The following is a 17,035-nucleotide window of genomic DNA, read 5'->3' on the forward strand; positions in this document are numbered from 1 at the left end:
TGCGGCGACCAGGCGCGCGCGTCGCGCTGCAAACGATGCCATCGCGCATGTAATACGAGCCTGCCGTTGTTCATTGCGGTACCTGATGACGGATGTAGTTCATCGAATGCGCAGCCGCGCGTCGAAATCATTCTAGTCGAACCGTCTCGCGTGAAATTCCAAAAGAAACTTGAACCCTCTAAACGGCTCCGGTCACTTCCTGCCGCGTCCGGGGGTGTGTAGGAAACATTCAGTAAGGGTATCCACCATGTGTACTGCCGCGAATCTTGTCTTTACTCTTCCAGACTTGTCATACAACTGATGCAATTTGTCCGGAGGAGACCCGATGTCCAGGCTGTCGTGCGATCTTGATAAAAATGCGCCCGCAACGGGCGACGCCTTGCGCATTTCGCGCCGTGGCTTCATTGGGCTGGGAGGCGCGTTGGCGGGCAGCGCACTCCTGCAGGCGTGCGGCGGCGGAGTTTCCGCTGCCGCGGGGGGAGGCGGCAGTTCGACGCCAGCGGCCGGAAGCACGCCGTCAACGGCCGCGGCCGACCCGATCTGGGGCCCCGACGGCTCGGCGACGAACATCATCAATGCGCTGCAGAAAATCACCCAGAGCGCTTTCCCGGCCGTCGATTTCCCGGTTGAACAGTACGGTGCGCAACCGTGCGCGGTCATCGCGCAGGCCAGCCCTTATACGGGCAGTTCATCGCCGGTGAGTACCGGTGCTGGCGTGACCAACGCACCGGGATCGTTCGATTCACGTCCCGCTTTCCTCGCGGCAATCGCGGCGTGCAGTGCCGCCGGTGGCGGCCGGGTCGTGGTGCCGGCCGGCACGTGGTATTGCGCGGGTCCGATCGTGCTGCAGAGTAACGTCAACTTCCATCTGAGCGCGAACTGCACGATCTATTTCAGCCCGAATCCCGCCGACTACGCGAAAGACGGCCCCGTCAACTGCGGCGCCAACGGCAACCTGTACTACAGCCGCTGGCAGGCAAACGACTGCCTGAACTTCGGCTCGCCCGTGTACGCGCGAAACGCGAACAATATCGCGCTGACTGGCGAAGGTCCGACATCGGTGCTGAACGGTCAGGCGATGACGCCGTTCGCCGGAAGCGGAAACACCAGCACTTGCTGGTGGACCTACAAGGGTGCCAGTGGCGCATACGGCTGCGCCGGGTCGTCCACGCCGTCGCAGGCTTATACCAACCCGAACAACGTCGATCTGATGGTGGCCGTCCCCACCATTTCGGCCTCGCTGTACGCGCAGTTGACCAATCCGGCTACGCCCTGGCAGCAGGACCAGAACTACCTGCCGGCGCTCTCCGAAGCGGGCGTGCCAGTCGCGCAGCGAATCTTCGGTCTCGGCCACTATTTGCGGCCGTGCATGGTCGAGTTCCTCGGTTGCACGAACGTGCTGATGGAAAACTACCGAACCAACAACACGCCGTTCTGGCAGCATCATCCGACGGACTGCACCAACGTCGTGATCCGTGGCGTGACAGCCGACAGCATCGGACCGAACAACGACGGCTTCGATCCCGACGCCTGCAACACGGTTCTGTGCGACAGCGTCACGTTCAACACGGGCGACGACTGCATCGCCATCAAGTCAGGCAAGGATCTCGACACGGAGTACGGGCCGGCGCAGAACCATGTGATCCAGAACTGCATGATGAATAGCGGTCACGGCGGCATTACGCTCGGCAGCGAGATGGGTGGCGGCGTGCAGAACATCTACGCACGCAACCTGACCATGCTCAACCAGTTCTGGGCAACGAATTCGCTGAACATTGCGATCCGTATCAAGACGAACATGAACCGCGGAGGCTACGTCAAGAACTTCTATGTGAACGGCGTCACGCTCCCGCACGGGGTGAGCCTCACCGGCGGCGGCTACGGCAGCAAGATGCTGACAGGCAGTCCGATCAACAGCACCGTGCCCATCGGTGTGGCCACCGCAACCGCCGCTAATCCGTCCGCGTCTCAAGGCGGCCTGATCACGTTCGATTGCGATTACCAGCCTGCTGCCGATGCCATCCGCACCCGCCCCGCGCTCATTGACAACGTCAACATCACGAACGTCAATGCCTCGAACGTGACATTGGGCAGTACAACCGGCTCGTGTTTCCAGGCCATCGTTGCACAAGGTCCAGTTGCGTTCGACTACAACGGTCCGGCGCCTGCGCCGAGCGTCCCGGCAATCACCGGAGTGACGATTTCCAACTGTGATTTCGGCACACCCGCCGCTGCGGGGCCTGCTAGCGCCAGCACGCCGGGACCGATCTACCTCTACAACGTGCACGACATCACGTTGCAGAACGTGATCATCGCTGGGCAGACGCTCAATCAGACGCTGTCGGATCCGCGTTAAAGGCGACGGACCAAAGAGCGGCGAGGCGCCGCTCTTTGGCGTCGCAGGGCCGAAGTGAAGTCGTCGCGCGCGGGGCTCTCACGACGAGGCATTTTGCAACTCGTGCAACTCGCTGAGCAGGCTCGCCGCGTAGGCCGGAATATTCGCCGCTGGCTGTGGCGCGGCGAAGTAATATCCCTGAACGATCTCGCAGCCGGCCTCGGCAAGAAAAGCCAATTGCTCCGCTCGTTCGACGCCTTCCGCGACGACTTCGAAACGCAGGTTGCGGGCAAGTGCGATGATCGCCCCGATGATCGTCTCATCCGCACGACTGCTGCCAATGCCGCGGATGAACGACATGTCGATCTTCAGACGGTCAGCGTGAAAGCTGCGCAGATAAGCCAGGCTCGAGTAACCGGCGCCAAAGTCGTCGATCGCTATGGACACGCCAATGTCGTGCAGCGCGCGCAGCGTGGGCAGGGCGCCCGGGGCAACCAGGCCTCCTTCGGTAATCTCCAGTTCCAGCCGGTCCGCGGCCAATTGCGACGCGGCAAGAGCACGGCGCACGACGGCGCCGAAATCGCTCGACGTAAGCTGGCTCGGCGACACGTTGACCGACATGCGCAGCCCCGGCAGCGCTTCTTCCCAGCGCTTTGCCTGTGCACAGGCAGTTTGCAGCACCCATTCTCCGATTGGCGCAATCAAACCGATGTCTTCGGCCAAGGGTATGAACGTCGTCGGGCTGACCGTGCCGAAGTGCGGGTCGTGCCATCGGATCAGCGCCTCGACCCCGCTCAGCCGGTAACTGCGTATGTCCACTTGCGGCTGGTACACCAGCTCGAAGCCGTTCTGCTCGACGGCGTTGCGCAGCTTGTGCGATAGCGCGATGCGCTGAGCCGCTTCATGTGCGAGCGAAGGCGCAAATCGCTCGACGCCGTTGCGCCCGCCTGCCTTGACCCGATACATCGCAAGGTCGGCGTGTTTCAGCAGGGTTTCGCAGTCCGTGCCGTCCTGCGGATAGCAGCTGACCCCAACGCTCATCCGGACCCGCAGTTGCATGTCGTCGATTTGCACCGGCTCGTCCAGCGTTTGCGTCACGCGCGCCAACAGGGCGCAGAGTTCGGCATCGCCGGTTGAACCCTTCAACATCGTCACGAACTCGTCGCCGCCATAGCGGGTGACCACGCCATCCGATCCGACCGAGGCCGACAGCCGCCGCGCGACTTCCTGCAACAGGCGATCGCCGGCGCCGTGGCCCAGGCTGTCGTTGATGTCCTTGAAATGATCGAGGTCGATGAACAGCAGCGCGAACTCGTGACCCTCGAAGATCGCCGTGTCGATCAGTTCGCGCAGCGTCACGCGGTTCGGCAAGTCCGTCAGCGCATCGCGGCGCGCCTGCCTGACCAGCAGATCGCGCGACTCGATGAGCTCCGTCAGGTCGCTCACCACGCTGATGTGATGCGTAACCTTTTCCGACTCGTCGCTTACTTGTGCAACGTATAGCTGATACCAGAACTCTGTTCCGTTTGCGCGTTGGCTTTTCGTCAGCGTGGTGGCGTCGCGTTCCTCGGCAATCGCCGCACCGATCTGTTGCCACAATCCGGGTGTTTCCGGCCGCGCGGAGTGATCGCCTGAATTCTGCGGGCGCTCATAGCCGGTTATTTTCTCGAATGCCGGGTTGGCGTATTCGACCACGTCGCCGTTCGGATCGGGTCGAGTGATGAGCACGCCGTTGCCAATCGCGTCGAGGGCACGGCTTCGCAGCAATAGCGCGAGCTCGGCGTTCTTTCGCTCCGTGACGTCAACAGCTGTGATGAAGCACGCTCGATGACGGCCATAGGTCAGGAAGTGGTACGAGAGTTCGACGTAGACGGGCGTGCCGTCGCTGTGTCGATGCCGGCATACACCGGCCGAGCCGCTTGTGGTGGCCGCGGCCAGCAGCGCGTGCAGATCGCGCAGAAACGACGGCAAGTCTGCTTGCGCATACAGGGCGGCCATCTCGAGCGAACATAGCTGGCGGCGCGTGCGTCCGTATTGCGATGCGGCCGCGCGGTTCGCAGCGAGGATCGATAGCGTCTCGACGTCGAAAATCAACATCGGCAGTGGATGATGATCAAAGTACTGACGGAACCGGCGCTCGCTTTCTGTTGCGATGACGCGCGCGCGTTGCCGCGCGAGACGGGCGCGATAGTGGGCGATCAGCGCATAGCAAAGAAGCAAACATGCCGCCAGCGCCGTGGTTGCAAGCACGGTCCGTTCTATCACCAGGTGGCGCGTCGCGCTGTCGGATGCAGCCCTCAGGGAAGCGGTCTGCGCGTCGCGGAGGGTCACCAACTGGGTGACGATGTTCGCCAGCATGCGGTTCGCTGCGAGCAGATCAGGGCTGTCGACCGAGGCGCGGCCATCCGCGACGTGCGCACGTACCGCGATGTCGGCCAGAAGCCACGCCCAGCCGGCAGTCTCACCGCGCAGACGCCGTACCACCAGTTGGCTTCGCGGGTCGCTTGCGTAACTTTGTTCCAGCCGGTCGAAGCAGGTGGCGGCCAAGACTACACGCTGCACCGGCCACGCGAAAGATGCGACCCGTGCACTGTCGAGCCCCAGCAGGAAGTCGGCGTTCGCCTGAATGTGCACGGCTTGCAGCGTCTCGATGTCATCGCGGGCACGCAGGGCGTGAATGCGCTCTGCAACGGACCGCTCGTGCCATATCAGCGTGTAACCGATGCCGACAGCAAAAATGACGAGACCGGTCAACACCAGTGCGACGGTGATGATCAGTTGCCGGTCGACGCCATGTCGCCGCCTCCACCGGCCAATGACGCCAGCGATGCCTAAGCTCGGAATATATTGCATCGATTGAGAATCAGCGCGCGTGAGTGCAGAACATTGATACTCGACGGCGGCATGGCTGTGCGTCAGCATCTTTTACCGGTTATTGCGCGCAGTAACCGGGCTATTGTCTCCTCAGTGAAGGTATCGGCAGCAATGCGAAGAACTTGAGAATCAATCTGGATCGACCGCAGTCTGGCGGACCGATGGTTCGACGGAGAACGTTCAAAATGTGAGCCGCCGTCAGCTTGATAGTTCGCTCGGAGTTTGCGCGTAGAATCCATTCACGAATCCAATACGCCAGTGTCCGGCCAGCGCTTGTGCCAGGCGTTCGGCGAAGGTCGCACATCGGAGACGCCACAGTGAAAAGCTCTGCCACTAGCTACGGTTCGATTGCCCAATTCCTTCACTGGTGCACGGCAATTCTCGTGCTCGTGACGTTCATTTATGGTCCAGGTGGATCGGAGCAGCGCGTCTACTCTTCGGTCCACGAGTTCGACCGGCGACTCCACGAGACTTTGGGCTTGTGCGTATTCGCGCTCACGCTCATCCGCCTATCGTGGCGGCTAGTCGACACGCGTCCCGAGACACCGCCAATTTCTCGCTGGATGGTTGTTATGTCAGCAACCGTTCAATGGATGCTGTATCTGCTTCTCCTTGCATTACCGCTGACCGCCATCTCTGGCGCTTGGCTAGAAGGGCATCCGCTGACGCTGATCGGCGCTCGCGATATCCCGCCGTTGCTCGGTACTTCACATGGAGCGGGCTCAGCCATCGCATCGCTGCACACGTGGCTCGGCGACGCCATTATGTGGCTTGCGGGGTTTCACGCGTTCGCGGCTATTTTTCATCATGTCTTTCTTAAGGACGACGTCCTGGTCGGCATGCTTCCGCGCTGGTTTCCGACTGGGCGGGCGCGTACTGGCCGATAAACCCGAATGGCAAGACCGCACGCCTAGTGATTCACAGCGGGACTGGCCGCCGCCTCTGTCTCTGCGGGAAACGCCTCCATGAAAGCAGCAACGGCTCGGATGTCCCGATCCGACATATTGTCGGAGATAGTCTTCATCACTTCGCCACGGGGGCGTAGCCCGGCACTCCGGAACACCAGTATCTGTTTTTCAGCGTAGTCCGCGTACTGCCCGGCGAGGCGAGGAAATCCCCCCGTCCCTTCCCCACGCTGGCCGTGACAGGCACTGCACGCCGGTACACCTTTGTCCGGAATGCCCAACAAAAAAATCGTCCTGCCCGAATCGATGAGCCGATGATCGGCTGGCGCTCGTGGTACCGGAGGCGGCTGGCTGGAGAAGTACGCGGCGAGTTGCTCGATTTGCGTTTCACTCAGATGCGTGAAGCCCCACATGAATCTTCTGGCATTCGGGTCGCTTCGCACATGGGCCTTGAAGTCCGTCAGTTGATTGACGAGGTATTCCCGTGGTTGGCCCGCGAGTTTCGGAAACGTGGGAGATACCGAAACGCCATTTACGCTATGGCAATTCGAGCATACCTGCAACGCGATCGTCTTTCCGGCGACGGCGGGATTGTCGATCTGTCTGGACTGCTCCAGGTTGTGGCAGCCGGTTGCGCCGAGCGATAGGGCGACGAGGATCAATCGCGCTCGTGGGAAGCGGCACGTTGAATCCTCAATGGAATTCGCTGGATGTTTCATCGATGAGCCTTCTAAAGAACGTGAGCCGATACCGTCACCAGTACGCGGCCCATAGGTATAGAAATAGCGTGTCGTTGTCGCTCGCATTGCGTCCATGGCCGTCGTAATTCGACCGGGCGCCGAGGTATTTGGTGAAATGCGTGTACTGAAGACCGACGCGGATGTTCGGAACCGGAATCCAGAAGATCTCGGGCATCCACCCTTGCGTGGCCGGCGACGAGTTCGCGCTGCCGGCGTACGCAACACTATCCGCGGTGCCAGTCACGTTGAAGAACGAAAGACTCACGCCATATTTGGCCTGATAGATGTACGAGGCTTTCAGGCGTAAGGAATTCAGATTCGCTGACTGGCTGTTGCCAAACACGAAGTTACTCGGATCGCTGATGTTTTCATGGATGTAGCGCGCCTGTGCGGTGACGGTGTTCGGGTCGAGGATGTACTGGTACTGCGCATCCACACCGATGTCGCGATAGCGGGTGACACCCTGGGTAAAGATCGGCATCGAGTTCGCGTCGTTCGGATAGACGTTCGCATTGATGCCAAAGGTCCCCACCATGATGTTGTGCGGCCCCCACTCATGAGTCAGGGCCAGACGCCAGTACGGATTTTGACCCTTCAGATAGATCTGCGGATGGTTGGGGTCGCCGGCCTTGTTACCCTTGCTCATGAACGACCAGATGCCATCAGCGGTGCTATACAGCGACACCTCCGCATAGACCGTCCGGTTCCAGTAGAGGTAGCCGCCCGCACCCACGACCTGCTGCGCGAGTGTGCCTTCGAGGATTGGCTGAAATTGGGGTGAGCCGACCGTGCTGATCGAAGAGGAAATGTACGGATAACTCCATGCCGGAGAACTGTTCCACACATCCTGCACGGTCGGATTGTTGTGCAGGGTGGTGCCGAGAATCAGGTCGCTGGCGTCCCCAATGATCCTGTCCACATAACGGAAATCCATGTTGTCCGATGCCCAGTGGCCGATCCAGTGTCCGTCGTTGCCCTGATGATCGTAATTCGAGTAGGTGAATTGCGTGAACGCACCGATCCTGTCGGTGATCTTGCCGGCGAGGAAGATGCTGGCTGAATCGAAGATCGGCAGACCGTCTTTGGGCGAGACGATATTGCCGCTGGCATCATGGTTGAGCCTGGTCCTTGTCATGTCGAGCATCGCCATCACGGCGATCGGGACCGTACGTTCGCCGAAGGTATATCCATTGAGCTTGAACATTCGACCGTACGGCGTCAGTTCGGGAAACTGTCCGCCCGCGTGACACGCGACGCAGCTTTGCCCTGTTTGACGGGCGAATATAGGCAGCGCTCGAACGACTGGAGCAACCAGCAGGCAAAGCACGGCGAGCGCCAGCATCCAGAAGTGACCCATCAGCCGATGGGCGGCATCGTCGCCTGCAATTGCCTTTGACATGTCCGTCTCCCCGACAGCCAGTTCCGCATTCGGTCATGCACAGGGCGCACGAATCCCTGCCCGCTGCGGAAACTGGGCGACAGCATCGCACTTCGCGCTCGGCATGACCGGCGTCGCATTTACATCGGCGTAGTGGGGCAAGCTGATGCCGCGTTGGGGTTGATGCTTGCCTGCGCGAAGCGCTTTCTCCAGACTCCAGAACGAGCGCGCACGCCGATTTATTCCCGCGCATGCGCTTGAACGCGCAAGGCGGGAGATCGAGAGGGGCCTTGTTGAGTTGCCGCGGCTTTGGTTATTCGGGGTCGCGCTAGATCTTCATGCGCTGTAGAACGCGGTCGCCGGAGACGAACTGATGAAACATTGCCGCAGCGATATGCAGGCAGATGACACCGAACAGCACCCACGCGAGAACGCCATGCACATCGCCCATTGCATGTCCGAATGACGAGCCCGGTGCCGACAGTGAGGGTAACGAAACAAGTCCGCCGAGGCGTACCGTCCACGTGCGCGACGAAGCGTTGATCCAGCCGAGCAGCGGCACCAGCACGAGCAGCACGTACAGCGCCAGGTGGGTGACTTTGGAGGCGACGCGAAACAGCGGCGGCAGATTGTCCGGCGGCGACGGGTGAGTCACGCGCCACAGCACCCGCAACACCATCGCCGCGAGCAGTGCGGTGCCGACGCCAAGGTGCCAGGCGATTTCGCCGTCCGGCAGGGTATCGCGGTGCACGTCCGGCATCGTCCAGCCGATCACGAACTGCGCGGCTACCAGCCCGACGACGAGCCAATGGAGCAAACGGGCGACGATGTCATAGCGGTGTTCAGTCGAGACTTGCATAGGGGCGCCTGTGAGTTGGTTTCTGTCGAAACGGATCTTACACGGCGGCACCTTAAGGTCAGGTTAAGAACCGGTCGCCAAGGCCGACTGTCTGCGCCGTTCGAATAACTCGAAGATGGCCATTCCCGCGATCATCGCCGCCACGAATACCCACGCTTTGGCCGACCCGAGCCCGAGCGCGACGAGCGCGGGGCCGGGACAGAACCCTGCAATTCCCCAGCCGACGCCGAACGCGCCACTGCCCAGCACCAGCCTTGCCGTGACGTGCGTCGACGCGGGAATTTGCATCGGCAATCCGAGCAGCGACCTGTCGCGGCGTTTCGCGATCGCGAAGCCGATTGCCGCGACGGCCACCGCGCCCATCATCACGAAAGCGAGCGACGGGTTCCAGCGTCCGGCGAGATCGAGGAAGCCCTGCACTTTCGCGGGGTTCGCCATGCCCGACAACAGCAGGCCGAAGCCGAACAGCAGCCCGCATACGAATGAAATAGCTGTTGCCATCCTAGGCTCCGAGAAGATGTCGAATGATATAGACGGTGACGAAGCCGGCCGCCATGAACGTCGCCGTCGCGACCAGCGAGCGCGTGGCGCCGCGTGAAATGCCGCACACGCCGTGTCCGCTCGTGCAGCCGCTGCCGTAGCGGGTGCCGATGCCGACCAGCAAGCCGGCCGCGATCACGGCGGGCCACGACGCGTCGACGGTGATTGCGACGGGCGCATCGACCGCGCGCGCGATCAGCGCGGCAACGACCAGGCCGGCGACGAAGGCGGCGCGCCATGCGCCGTCGCGCTTCGTCCAGCGCAGCAGGCCGCCGACTATCCCGCTGATTCCGGCGATGCGGCCCAGCAAAAGCACCATCGCCGCAGCCGCGACGCCGATCAGCAGGCCTCCGCACAGGGAGGCGATCGGGGTGAAATGGTCGAGATCGATCATGGTTCGCTCTGTTTGATTGTTGGGTGGGTTGCGGCAGCGCTTACATCAGCGCCGCTTTGACCAGCAGGCCGAGCGCCACGCACACGAGGATGCTCGCAAAGCCCAACTGCACATGATGGGCGGCGATGCGATGCGACGCGAGCCGTCCGCTGAGCATCCCGGCGGCGGTGGCGCCAGTGAACCACAACGCGACTTCGAGTGGAAGTGTTGCGCCGTGGGTGGCCGTTGCGAGAACGCCGCCACTGCCCACGAGCGCGATCACCATCAACGAAGTCGCGACGATGCCGTGCATCGACACGTCGATCAGCTTGCGCATCATCGGCACCATGATGAAGCCGCCGCCGACGCCGAGCATACCCGTCATCAATCCGGTCAGCGACCCGGTGGCCGCGAGTGCGGCTGCGGTCGGCCAGGTCCAGCGAAAGCGGCCAGTCGCCGGAGGCCGAAGATGTTCTCGTGGCGCTTGTGCCGTAGCGTGGCATGATCGACATCGAGCCAGCCGGCCGCATCGGCGAGCGCGCTGTCGCGGATGAAGTCGGGCGCCTTTTGCGGCGGTACGGCGTGCAGCATGTCGAAGCCGGTCTCGAAGCTTTCCTTGCTGCCATCGGCAAACGTGTGTGTGAATCTCGCCATCTTCGCGTCGCCACCGACCGCACTCAGCGCGGAGCCGAAGTTCAGCGCGATGCCGTAACGCTCGACGTATTGCATCAACGCAGGCACGCAGTCGGCGACGCCGAACAGCGCCGCGCCGGCGTTGCGGAACTCGACGCCGATATGTTGCAGCCGACCGCTGCGCCGCCAGTGATCGCACGCGAGATACATCGCTTTTTGCGGCGCGCCGGCGCATTTGATCGGCATCGGCGGCTGCGTGAAAATGGCTCGACCCGTTTCGAGTTGCTGCGTCAGCTTCCACGTGTACGGCGCGAGGTCGTAGCGGTAATTGGACGTGACGCCGTTGCGCCCGAGCGTGTCGACGAGGCCGTCGATCGCGTTCCAGTCGAGTTTGAGGCCGGGGCGCACCACTAGCTGGCGGTATTCGACGGCGCGCGAGTCGTCGAGAATCACGAGGTTTTGCGCCGGCTCGAAGCGCGTGACGGCGGTCTTGATCCGCTTCACCTTCATGGGCAGCACGGTCGTCATCGGACGTGCCGTCGTTTCCGGGGCGAACACGCCGGCGCCGACCATCGTCCAGCCGGGCTGGTAATAGTGCGTGTCGGCGGGATCGATGACCGCGATGTCGAGATCGGGACAGCGCGCGAGCAGGCTCGATGCCGTCGCGATACCTGCCGCGCCGGCGCCGACGATCACCACGTCGTGCCGGTGCGTCGGCCGCATCCGTTGCGATGCGGCGGCGAGCGTGTCTGCCGCTGGATTCGAAGGGTCCGTGAGTTTCATGTTCCGCATGTAGGGTCCTCCTGTTTGTATTACGCCGTCGCGCTTACAGCGCATCGACCGGTACCTTGATGTACGACACGCCATCGCTTTCGGGCGGTGGCAGATGCTTCCGTCGCAATCCTTTGGCGCGCCTGACGGCGTGGCCGCAGTGGTACCCGACGTGAGCACGTTGGTGTCGTATCTGGAGCACGATCCGCAACCGGCGATCGTGCTCGATCCGCACTATCAGATTCTGGCCGCGAACCGCGCGTATCAACGCCAGTTCGGCGTCGAAGGCCAGGCGCACATCGGGCGCCGCTGCTATCAGGTTTCCCATCACTACGACGTGCCGTGCGATCAGGCGGGCGAGCACTGCCCGATGAAACGCGCGACGGAAAATCGCAGTGCGGATCGCGTGCTGCATATCCATCACACCCCGAGAGGCCCGGAGCACGTGGACGTCGAATTGCGGCCGATCTTCGACCGGCAAGCACGCATCGTCGCCTATGTCGAACGTCTCGCCACGGTCAGGAGCGCGTCCGCGCGGCCAAGCTCCGAAGGTCTGGACGGGCGCGCGCCCGCGTTCAACGAGGCGATTTCCGCTTTGCAGCGCGTCGCGCCTTCGATGCTGCCCGTGCTGCTGCTCGGCGAATCGGGCACCGGCAAGGAGCTGTTCGCGCCTGCGGTGCACGAAGCGAGCAGCCGCGGCCAGGGGCCGTTCGTCGTGGTGGATTGCTCGGGCATCACCGAGACGCTGTTCGAAAGCGAGTTGTTCGGCTTCGAGAAAGGCGCGTTCACCGGCGCGACGAGCCGTAAGCACCGAGGCGTTGGCGCTGTTGCGCGCCTATGCGTGGCCCGGCAACATCCGCGAATTGCGCAACGTGCTCGAGCGCCAATCTGCTCGCCGACGGCGGCGTGATCCGCCCGGAACACTTGCCCGAGGCGGTCCGCGAAAAGGCTTCCGGCGCGGCGAAGGAATCGCTGGTCGTGGGTCTGGGCTTGCCGCGCAAGCTCACCGATGCGGAACTCGCGAGCGCAGCGGCGCAATTCCGCGGGAAGCGCAGTGAGCTTGCCGCGCAGCTCGGTTTGAGCGAGCGCACGCTTTATCGCCGGCTTAAAGCGATCGCGGGTGGTGAGGGTGCCTAACGTTTTAGGCGTCGTAGCGAAACGTATGCGTATTCGCCTTCACGCAGGTGGTTCTCACCGACTGCCCGCACGCGCGCGCATCCGATTCAGCGTCGCAATAGTTCTGAAACCCGGACCCATTGGCTGCGAGGCGTGCCGGCCAGCCGGGAAAGCAACGGAGCCTCGGGTACCAGGCACACGACCGGAAAGCAGCGTGCCCCGGTCGAAGTGAGCCAGAGCATGCGGTCGATGCCATCGGCCACACACACATACGGCTGGGTCGTCGTTTGAACAAAGGACGATGCATTGGTCGATCGAGCAATCGATTGCGGACGCACCCGGCATCGAACTTCAGCCAGCGGTATAGGGGCGATCCTGCCCAGCATGAAAGCTTCGTCGGCGAACGCAAGCTTTCTTCTCAGCGGGGTCGATGGTGCACGAGACGAGCAGACGAGTTCGTTTTCAGTTGTGGTCCAGTTCCGCCATAGCCCCAGCAAAGCATCGCGCCGGACTTCAACGATTGCGCGCTCTTCGTTCTTGTCTTGATCGGAGTCCACGCTCATGATGATATGACCGCGATCGGTAGCAACCTTGAACAGAGCCGCTTTGCTAGCAACTGCGGATTCAGATGGTCCAATGTAAGTTTGCACGGTAATCCCGATCTGCAGAAAACTATTCGAGCGGCGCGCGGCCGGCTCAGCGTCCAGCCAAACTGCTCCACGGTTTCAAGAATGCTCCATTCAGTGCAAGGCCCGCTCTGGCATTCGCGGGTCGGAGGCTGCGGGGGCATCGTCATTTGAATACATGCGTCGGCCCGGCGCTAGAAGAATTGCGACGTTTCGCTGGAACAGTACGCTCGCCATTACGTGCGGTACTGACCAGCGTCTACACCGCTAGTCACCCGCCAGATAGAGCGTGCCTGTATCTAGAGATGATGAGATCCGTGACGCAGGGCCGCATCGCCTTGCGAACCCGAAATCTTGCGTTTTCACGGATGCATCATCGAATACGTGGCTGAGGCGATGTCCCAGGCAACGCATTCGAGCGCCCTGTCGTGCGCGCTCACGAAGGCGTCGTACCTCCTACCTCGAGCATTTCCAGATACGACAGAGCGTCCGCTTACTCTATCGCCCAGCTTCGGCGCACGCACAGACCAGAGCACGGCCAGCTTCACCGTCCCGTCCGCCGACAAATCGAAGGTCTGCACGTCAACCGAAACTCGGTACGCCGTATCGTCGGCATGTTGCGGGTACGTGGATACGATCGCACCCGGGATGATCTGCTCAAGATCCGCGGCCAATACGCGCGGAATCTGGTTCTTGAGAGGCTCCGCCCAGCGAGCGAACTCATCGATCGACACCCGGTTCGGCTCCAGCCGCACGACCATCTGCGGTCGATCGACGAGTTCGGGAAGCGTAACCGGATCGAACGCGATCGCAACGCGTTCGACGGCCGGTGAGGTGCGGGTAATCCGGACAGGGCTCAATGTGTAAAACTTCGACGCGGGCGGGGCAGTGCACGCCACCAGACAGCCGGTTACGATGATCGACAAGGATAGCGATATCAGTCTGTTCATGGCGGATCCTCCCGCTTGCCACGGATCAGCGATTCCGGATGACGTTCGAGGAATTCCGCGAGCGAGCGGATCGACGCCGCAGCGCGCGATAATTCACGCATTGTTTCGGCCGTCTGCTGCTGTAACGGCGAGTCGCTTTGCAGCGCACTGTTCGCGGAGGTCAGCGCCTCACGAGCCGCGCTCAGCGTTTCTTTTGCCCCAGGCGCAATATCGGTATTGATGATTTTCAGCAATGTGTCCGCATCGCTGAGCGTCTTGTGCAGATCTGCGCTGATTCCGTCAAACGGAATCCTGTTTAGCTTCGCGACGAGCGTCGTGATCGACTCCTGTAAGCCCTGCAGGTTGCCTGGCACGGTTGGCAATTGCGGTACCTTTTCATTCCAGTCGACGGCCGCTTTGGGCGCAGCCGGGAAGAAATCGATCGACACATAAAGTTGTCCGGTGAGCAGACTCGCTGTTCTCAGTTGCGCGCGCAATCCCTTCGACACGAGGTAGCCCGCAAACGCTTTTCGCTCCGGCGGCGTACTGCCGGCATCTCTTTGCCAGTCTTCTCGCGAGACCAGTCGTTCGGGAAAGATGCTGACCTCGACCGGAATGCTGAATTCCTTCCTGACCGGATCGAAGTGCACGCGGATCGCCGACACCTCGCCGATGACGATTCCCCGGAAATCGACCGGCGCACCCACGGTCAAGCCGCGCACGGACTCGTTGAAAGTCAGCACGTATTTGTCGACGATGGCGTCATGTCGCTTCATGGCCTCGCCGCGGCTGCCAAAAAGCTCGTAGGCATGTTGGGCCTGCGCTTCAACCTTGTCGGACGAATCGGGCGGGGTTTCGAAGGCGAGGCCGCCAATCAGGATCGATACCAGCGACTCAGTGTTGACTTTGACGCCGGTCGTGTCCAGCGTTACATCGACGCCGCTCGCCTGCCAGAAACGTGTGTCATGGGTCACGTACCGGTCGTAAGGGGCATTGATGAAAACGTGGATGGTCATGCCGGCCCCGTCGGCGTCGAGCGCGTAGGAGACGATCCGGCCGACCTGGAGCCGCCGGAAGAAAACCGGCGAGCCGACGTCCAGCGAACCGATGGTGCCGCTCTTCAGTACGAACTCGCGTCCGGGTGTCCCGGATGCGAGGACCGGGGGCGACTCGAGACCGGCGAAAGCGCGACGCGCTGTCTGCGAAGTACCGATGTCCATACCGATGTGAGCGCCGGATATCAAGGTGGTGATCCCCGATACCGTGCCGCCCGATATGCGCGGTCGAACCACCCAGAAGCGGGTGTCGTCAACGAGCATGCTGGCGGAATTGGGAGACATCTCCGCGTGAGCTATCACGGTTTTGTGATCGTCGGAGAGTTCGAGGCTTTTGATCACGCCGATATCGACGTTCTTGAACTTGATCTTTGTCTTGCCGGCCTCGATTCCGTCACCGGTGGCGAAACCGATCGTGATGGTCGGGCCTCTTTGCATGATGGACTGCACCGCCAGCCCGCCGGCGATCAGGAGTGCGACAAGCGGCACGAGCCAGACGAACTGCAGGCGCCAACGCGGCGGTTGCGCAACGACTGCGACCGGTAGGTTGAATGCGTTCCGCTCGCCGCTCCCTCCAGACGGGTTATTCACTTTCGGGCTCCACGGCGTCCCAGATGAGTCGCGGGTCGAACGACAATGCGGCAAACATCGTCAGCACGACCACCGCCCCGAACGCGATCGCACCGGGTCCCGCATCGATCGTCGCAATTTCGCCGAATTGCACGAAAGCCGCCAGAATCGAGATGACGTAGATGTCGAGCATTGACCAGCGGCCCACGAACTCGATCAGCCGATAGATCCGGGTTCGCCTGCCAGGAATGAGCGGAGATCTTGCCTGGGTGGTCCAGGCGAGAAAAACCAACGACAGGATTTTGAGCACGGGCACCAGGATACTTGCGATGAATACGATCACGGCGAGCAGCCGCGATCCGGAGCTCCACAGAAAGACAACGCCGCTGAGGATCGTGTCCGATTGAGCGCCGAACAAAGTACTTGTCATCATGACCGGGAGCAGAACGGCCGGTATGTAGAGAACCATGGCGGTCAATAGAAATGCCCACGTGCGAGCGAGACTGTCGGGCTTGCGCAGATGCAGTACCGAGCCGCAACGCGGGCAGGTTCCGGGGTGGTCAGGCGCGAGCGGCTTTGAGAGCAGGCCGCAAAGTTGACAGGAGGCCAGACCGACCCGTGCCGCCGTGGTCCCGGTGGAAGTGCTCCACCCAGCGGGTGAAATGCCGACGTGCGCCGGGGAAGACTCGATACGCGCCCAGATCTCAGGGCTGGAGAAAGCAGCGGTTGCGGCGGCCAGCAACACCATCAGCGCGACGAATGCAGCGATTCCGACTCCCGGGACGACGTCTGCGATGTGCTGGAGTTTGACGAGCGCAACGAGCATGGCAAGCACGAGCACCTCGATCATTGCCCAAGGGGCGACGTGTCGCAGCACCCGCAGCGCTTGTTCCGGCCGTTGCGGAATTCGGCCGAGATGCAACGGGAGAAGCAGATAGATCATTGCGGCAATGTTGAGTGCTGGCATCAACAGCGTCGTCACGATAACCAGGCCTGCGATGGGCCACATGCCCTCTGCGTAGAGCGACGAAGCGGCTCCGAGAAGTGTGGTTTCAACGAGCGTCTCGTGAAGCCGGAACCCGAATATCGGAAAGCAGTTGGCGATCGCAAACAGGACGGCGGCAGCGAGCGTGAACGCCAGCGCGCGACCGGATGTGGCAGGCGAGCTTTTGTAGAGAACCGCGCCACAACGTGCACAACGCGCCGCACCGCCATCCGGGAGTCGCGTGACCGCTTGAAGAAAGTCGCATTCGCGACAGGCACTCAACATGGTTTTATCCGTTCTCCGTGTCCGGTTGCCAGCGTATGAGCCTGCAGGCCGTGCCTAAAAG

At 61.8% G+C, this 17,035-nt stretch carries 12 protein-coding genes and 3 pseudogenes; 3 read left to right on the plus strand and 12 right to left on the minus strand.

Annotated elements, in window-relative coordinates; translation table 11 throughout:
- The first annotated feature begins 325 nt into the window (after positions 1-325).
- Positions 326-2,356 carry a glycoside hydrolase family 28 protein gene (locus G5S42_RS31305; protein ID WP_176110705.1) on the plus strand — a complete coding sequence of 677 codons (2,031 nt, stop codon included), beginning with the start codon at positions 326-328 and terminating at the stop codon, positions 2,354-2,356.
- Positions 2,357-2,434: 78 nt separating this feature from the next.
- On the opposite strand, the gene G5S42_RS45265 is transcribed toward G5S42_RS31305, so the two are convergent.
- Positions 2,435-5,188: a putative bifunctional diguanylate cyclase/phosphodiesterase gene (locus tag G5S42_RS45265; RefSeq protein ID WP_176110706.1), complete on the minus strand. Its 2,754-nt coding sequence runs from the start codon at positions 5,186-5,188 to the stop codon at positions 2,435-2,437.
- Positions 5,189-5,526: 338 nt separating this feature from the next.
- Between G5S42_RS45265 and G5S42_RS31315 the strand changes: the two genes are divergently transcribed.
- Positions 5,527-6,096 carry a cytochrome b gene (locus G5S42_RS31315; RefSeq protein WP_176110707.1) on the plus strand — a complete coding sequence of 190 codons (570 nt, stop codon included), beginning with the start codon at positions 5,527-5,529 and terminating at the stop codon, positions 6,094-6,096.
- Between the two features lie 23 nt (positions 6,097-6,119).
- Here G5S42_RS31315 and G5S42_RS31320 read toward each other — a convergent pair whose 3' ends face one another.
- From G5S42_RS31320 to G5S42_RS31350, 7 genes and pseudogenes are all read right to left on the minus strand, one after another.
- Positions 6,120-6,776: a c-type cytochrome gene (locus G5S42_RS31320; protein ID WP_246392225.1), complete on the minus strand. Its 657-nt coding sequence runs from the start codon at positions 6,774-6,776 to the stop codon at positions 6,120-6,122.
- A 91-nt stretch (positions 6,777-6,867) separates the two neighbouring features.
- A complete protein-coding gene (locus G5S42_RS31325; RefSeq protein ID WP_176110709.1) occupies positions 6,868-8,253 on the minus strand; it encodes a cytochrome C in 1,386 nt (461 codons plus the stop codon).
- 307 nt (positions 8,254-8,560) lie between these two features.
- The gene (locus tag G5S42_RS31330) at positions 8,561-9,091 is read right to left on the minus strand and encodes a cytochrome b (RefSeq protein ID WP_176110710.1); all 531 of its coding nucleotides are present in this window, start codon (positions 9,089-9,091) and stop codon (positions 8,561-8,563) included.
- 63 nt (positions 9,092-9,154) lie between these two features.
- Positions 9,155-9,592 (minus strand): DUF6691 family protein, encoded by a 438-nt coding sequence (locus tag G5S42_RS31335; protein ID WP_176110711.1) that lies wholly within the window; start codon positions 9,590-9,592, stop codon positions 9,155-9,157.
- 1 nt (position 9,593) lies between these two features.
- Positions 9,594-10,025, minus strand: coding sequence for a YeeE/YedE family protein (locus G5S42_RS31340; RefSeq protein WP_176110712.1), 432 nt, complete (start codon positions 10,023-10,025; stop codon positions 9,594-9,596).
- Positions 10,026-10,065: 40 nt separating this feature from the next.
- Positions 10,066-10,464, minus strand: a pseudogene (locus tag G5S42_RS31345) (sulfite exporter TauE/SafE family protein); the annotation flags it as partial.
- Positions 10,464-11,429 (minus strand): annotated as a pseudogene (locus G5S42_RS31350) (NAD(P)/FAD-dependent oxidoreductase); the annotation flags it as partial. The pseudogenes G5S42_RS31345 and G5S42_RS31350, both read right to left, overlap by 1 nt.
- A 94-nt stretch (positions 11,430-11,523) precedes the next feature.
- Between G5S42_RS31350 and G5S42_RS31355 the strand changes: the two are divergent.
- Positions 11,524-12,545 (plus strand): annotated as a pseudogene (locus G5S42_RS31355) (sigma 54-interacting transcriptional regulator).
- 86 nt (positions 12,546-12,631) lie between these two features.
- Here G5S42_RS31355 and G5S42_RS31360 read toward each other — a convergent pair.
- The 4 genes from G5S42_RS31360 to G5S42_RS31375 all read right to left on the minus strand — a co-directional run bounded on the left by G5S42_RS31360 (position 12,632) and on the right by G5S42_RS31375 (position 16,974).
- Positions 12,632-13,174 (minus strand): plasmid fertility inhibition factor family protein, encoded by a 543-nt coding sequence (locus tag G5S42_RS31360; RefSeq protein ID WP_176110713.1) that lies wholly within the window; start codon positions 13,172-13,174, stop codon positions 12,632-12,634.
- A 338-nt stretch (positions 13,175-13,512) separates the two neighbouring features.
- Positions 13,513-14,076, minus strand: coding sequence for a PqiC family protein (locus G5S42_RS31365; RefSeq protein ID WP_176110714.1), 564 nt, complete (start codon positions 14,074-14,076; stop codon positions 13,513-13,515).
- Positions 14,077-14,096: 20 nt separating this feature from the next.
- Positions 14,097-15,623 carry a PqiB family protein gene (locus G5S42_RS31370; RefSeq protein WP_312883653.1) on the minus strand — a complete coding sequence of 509 codons (1,527 nt, stop codon included), beginning with the start codon at positions 15,621-15,623 and terminating at the stop codon, positions 14,097-14,099.
- A gap of 94 nt (positions 15,624-15,717) precedes the next feature.
- Positions 15,718-16,974, minus strand: coding sequence for a paraquat-inducible protein A (locus tag G5S42_RS31375; RefSeq protein ID WP_176110715.1), 1,257 nt, complete (start codon positions 16,972-16,974; stop codon positions 15,718-15,720).
- Positions 16,975-17,035 lie beyond the last annotated feature (61 nt).

This window comes from Paraburkholderia youngii (assembly GCF_013366925.1).
GTDB lineage: Bacteria > Pseudomonadota > Gammaproteobacteria > Burkholderiales > Burkholderiaceae > Paraburkholderia > Paraburkholderia youngii.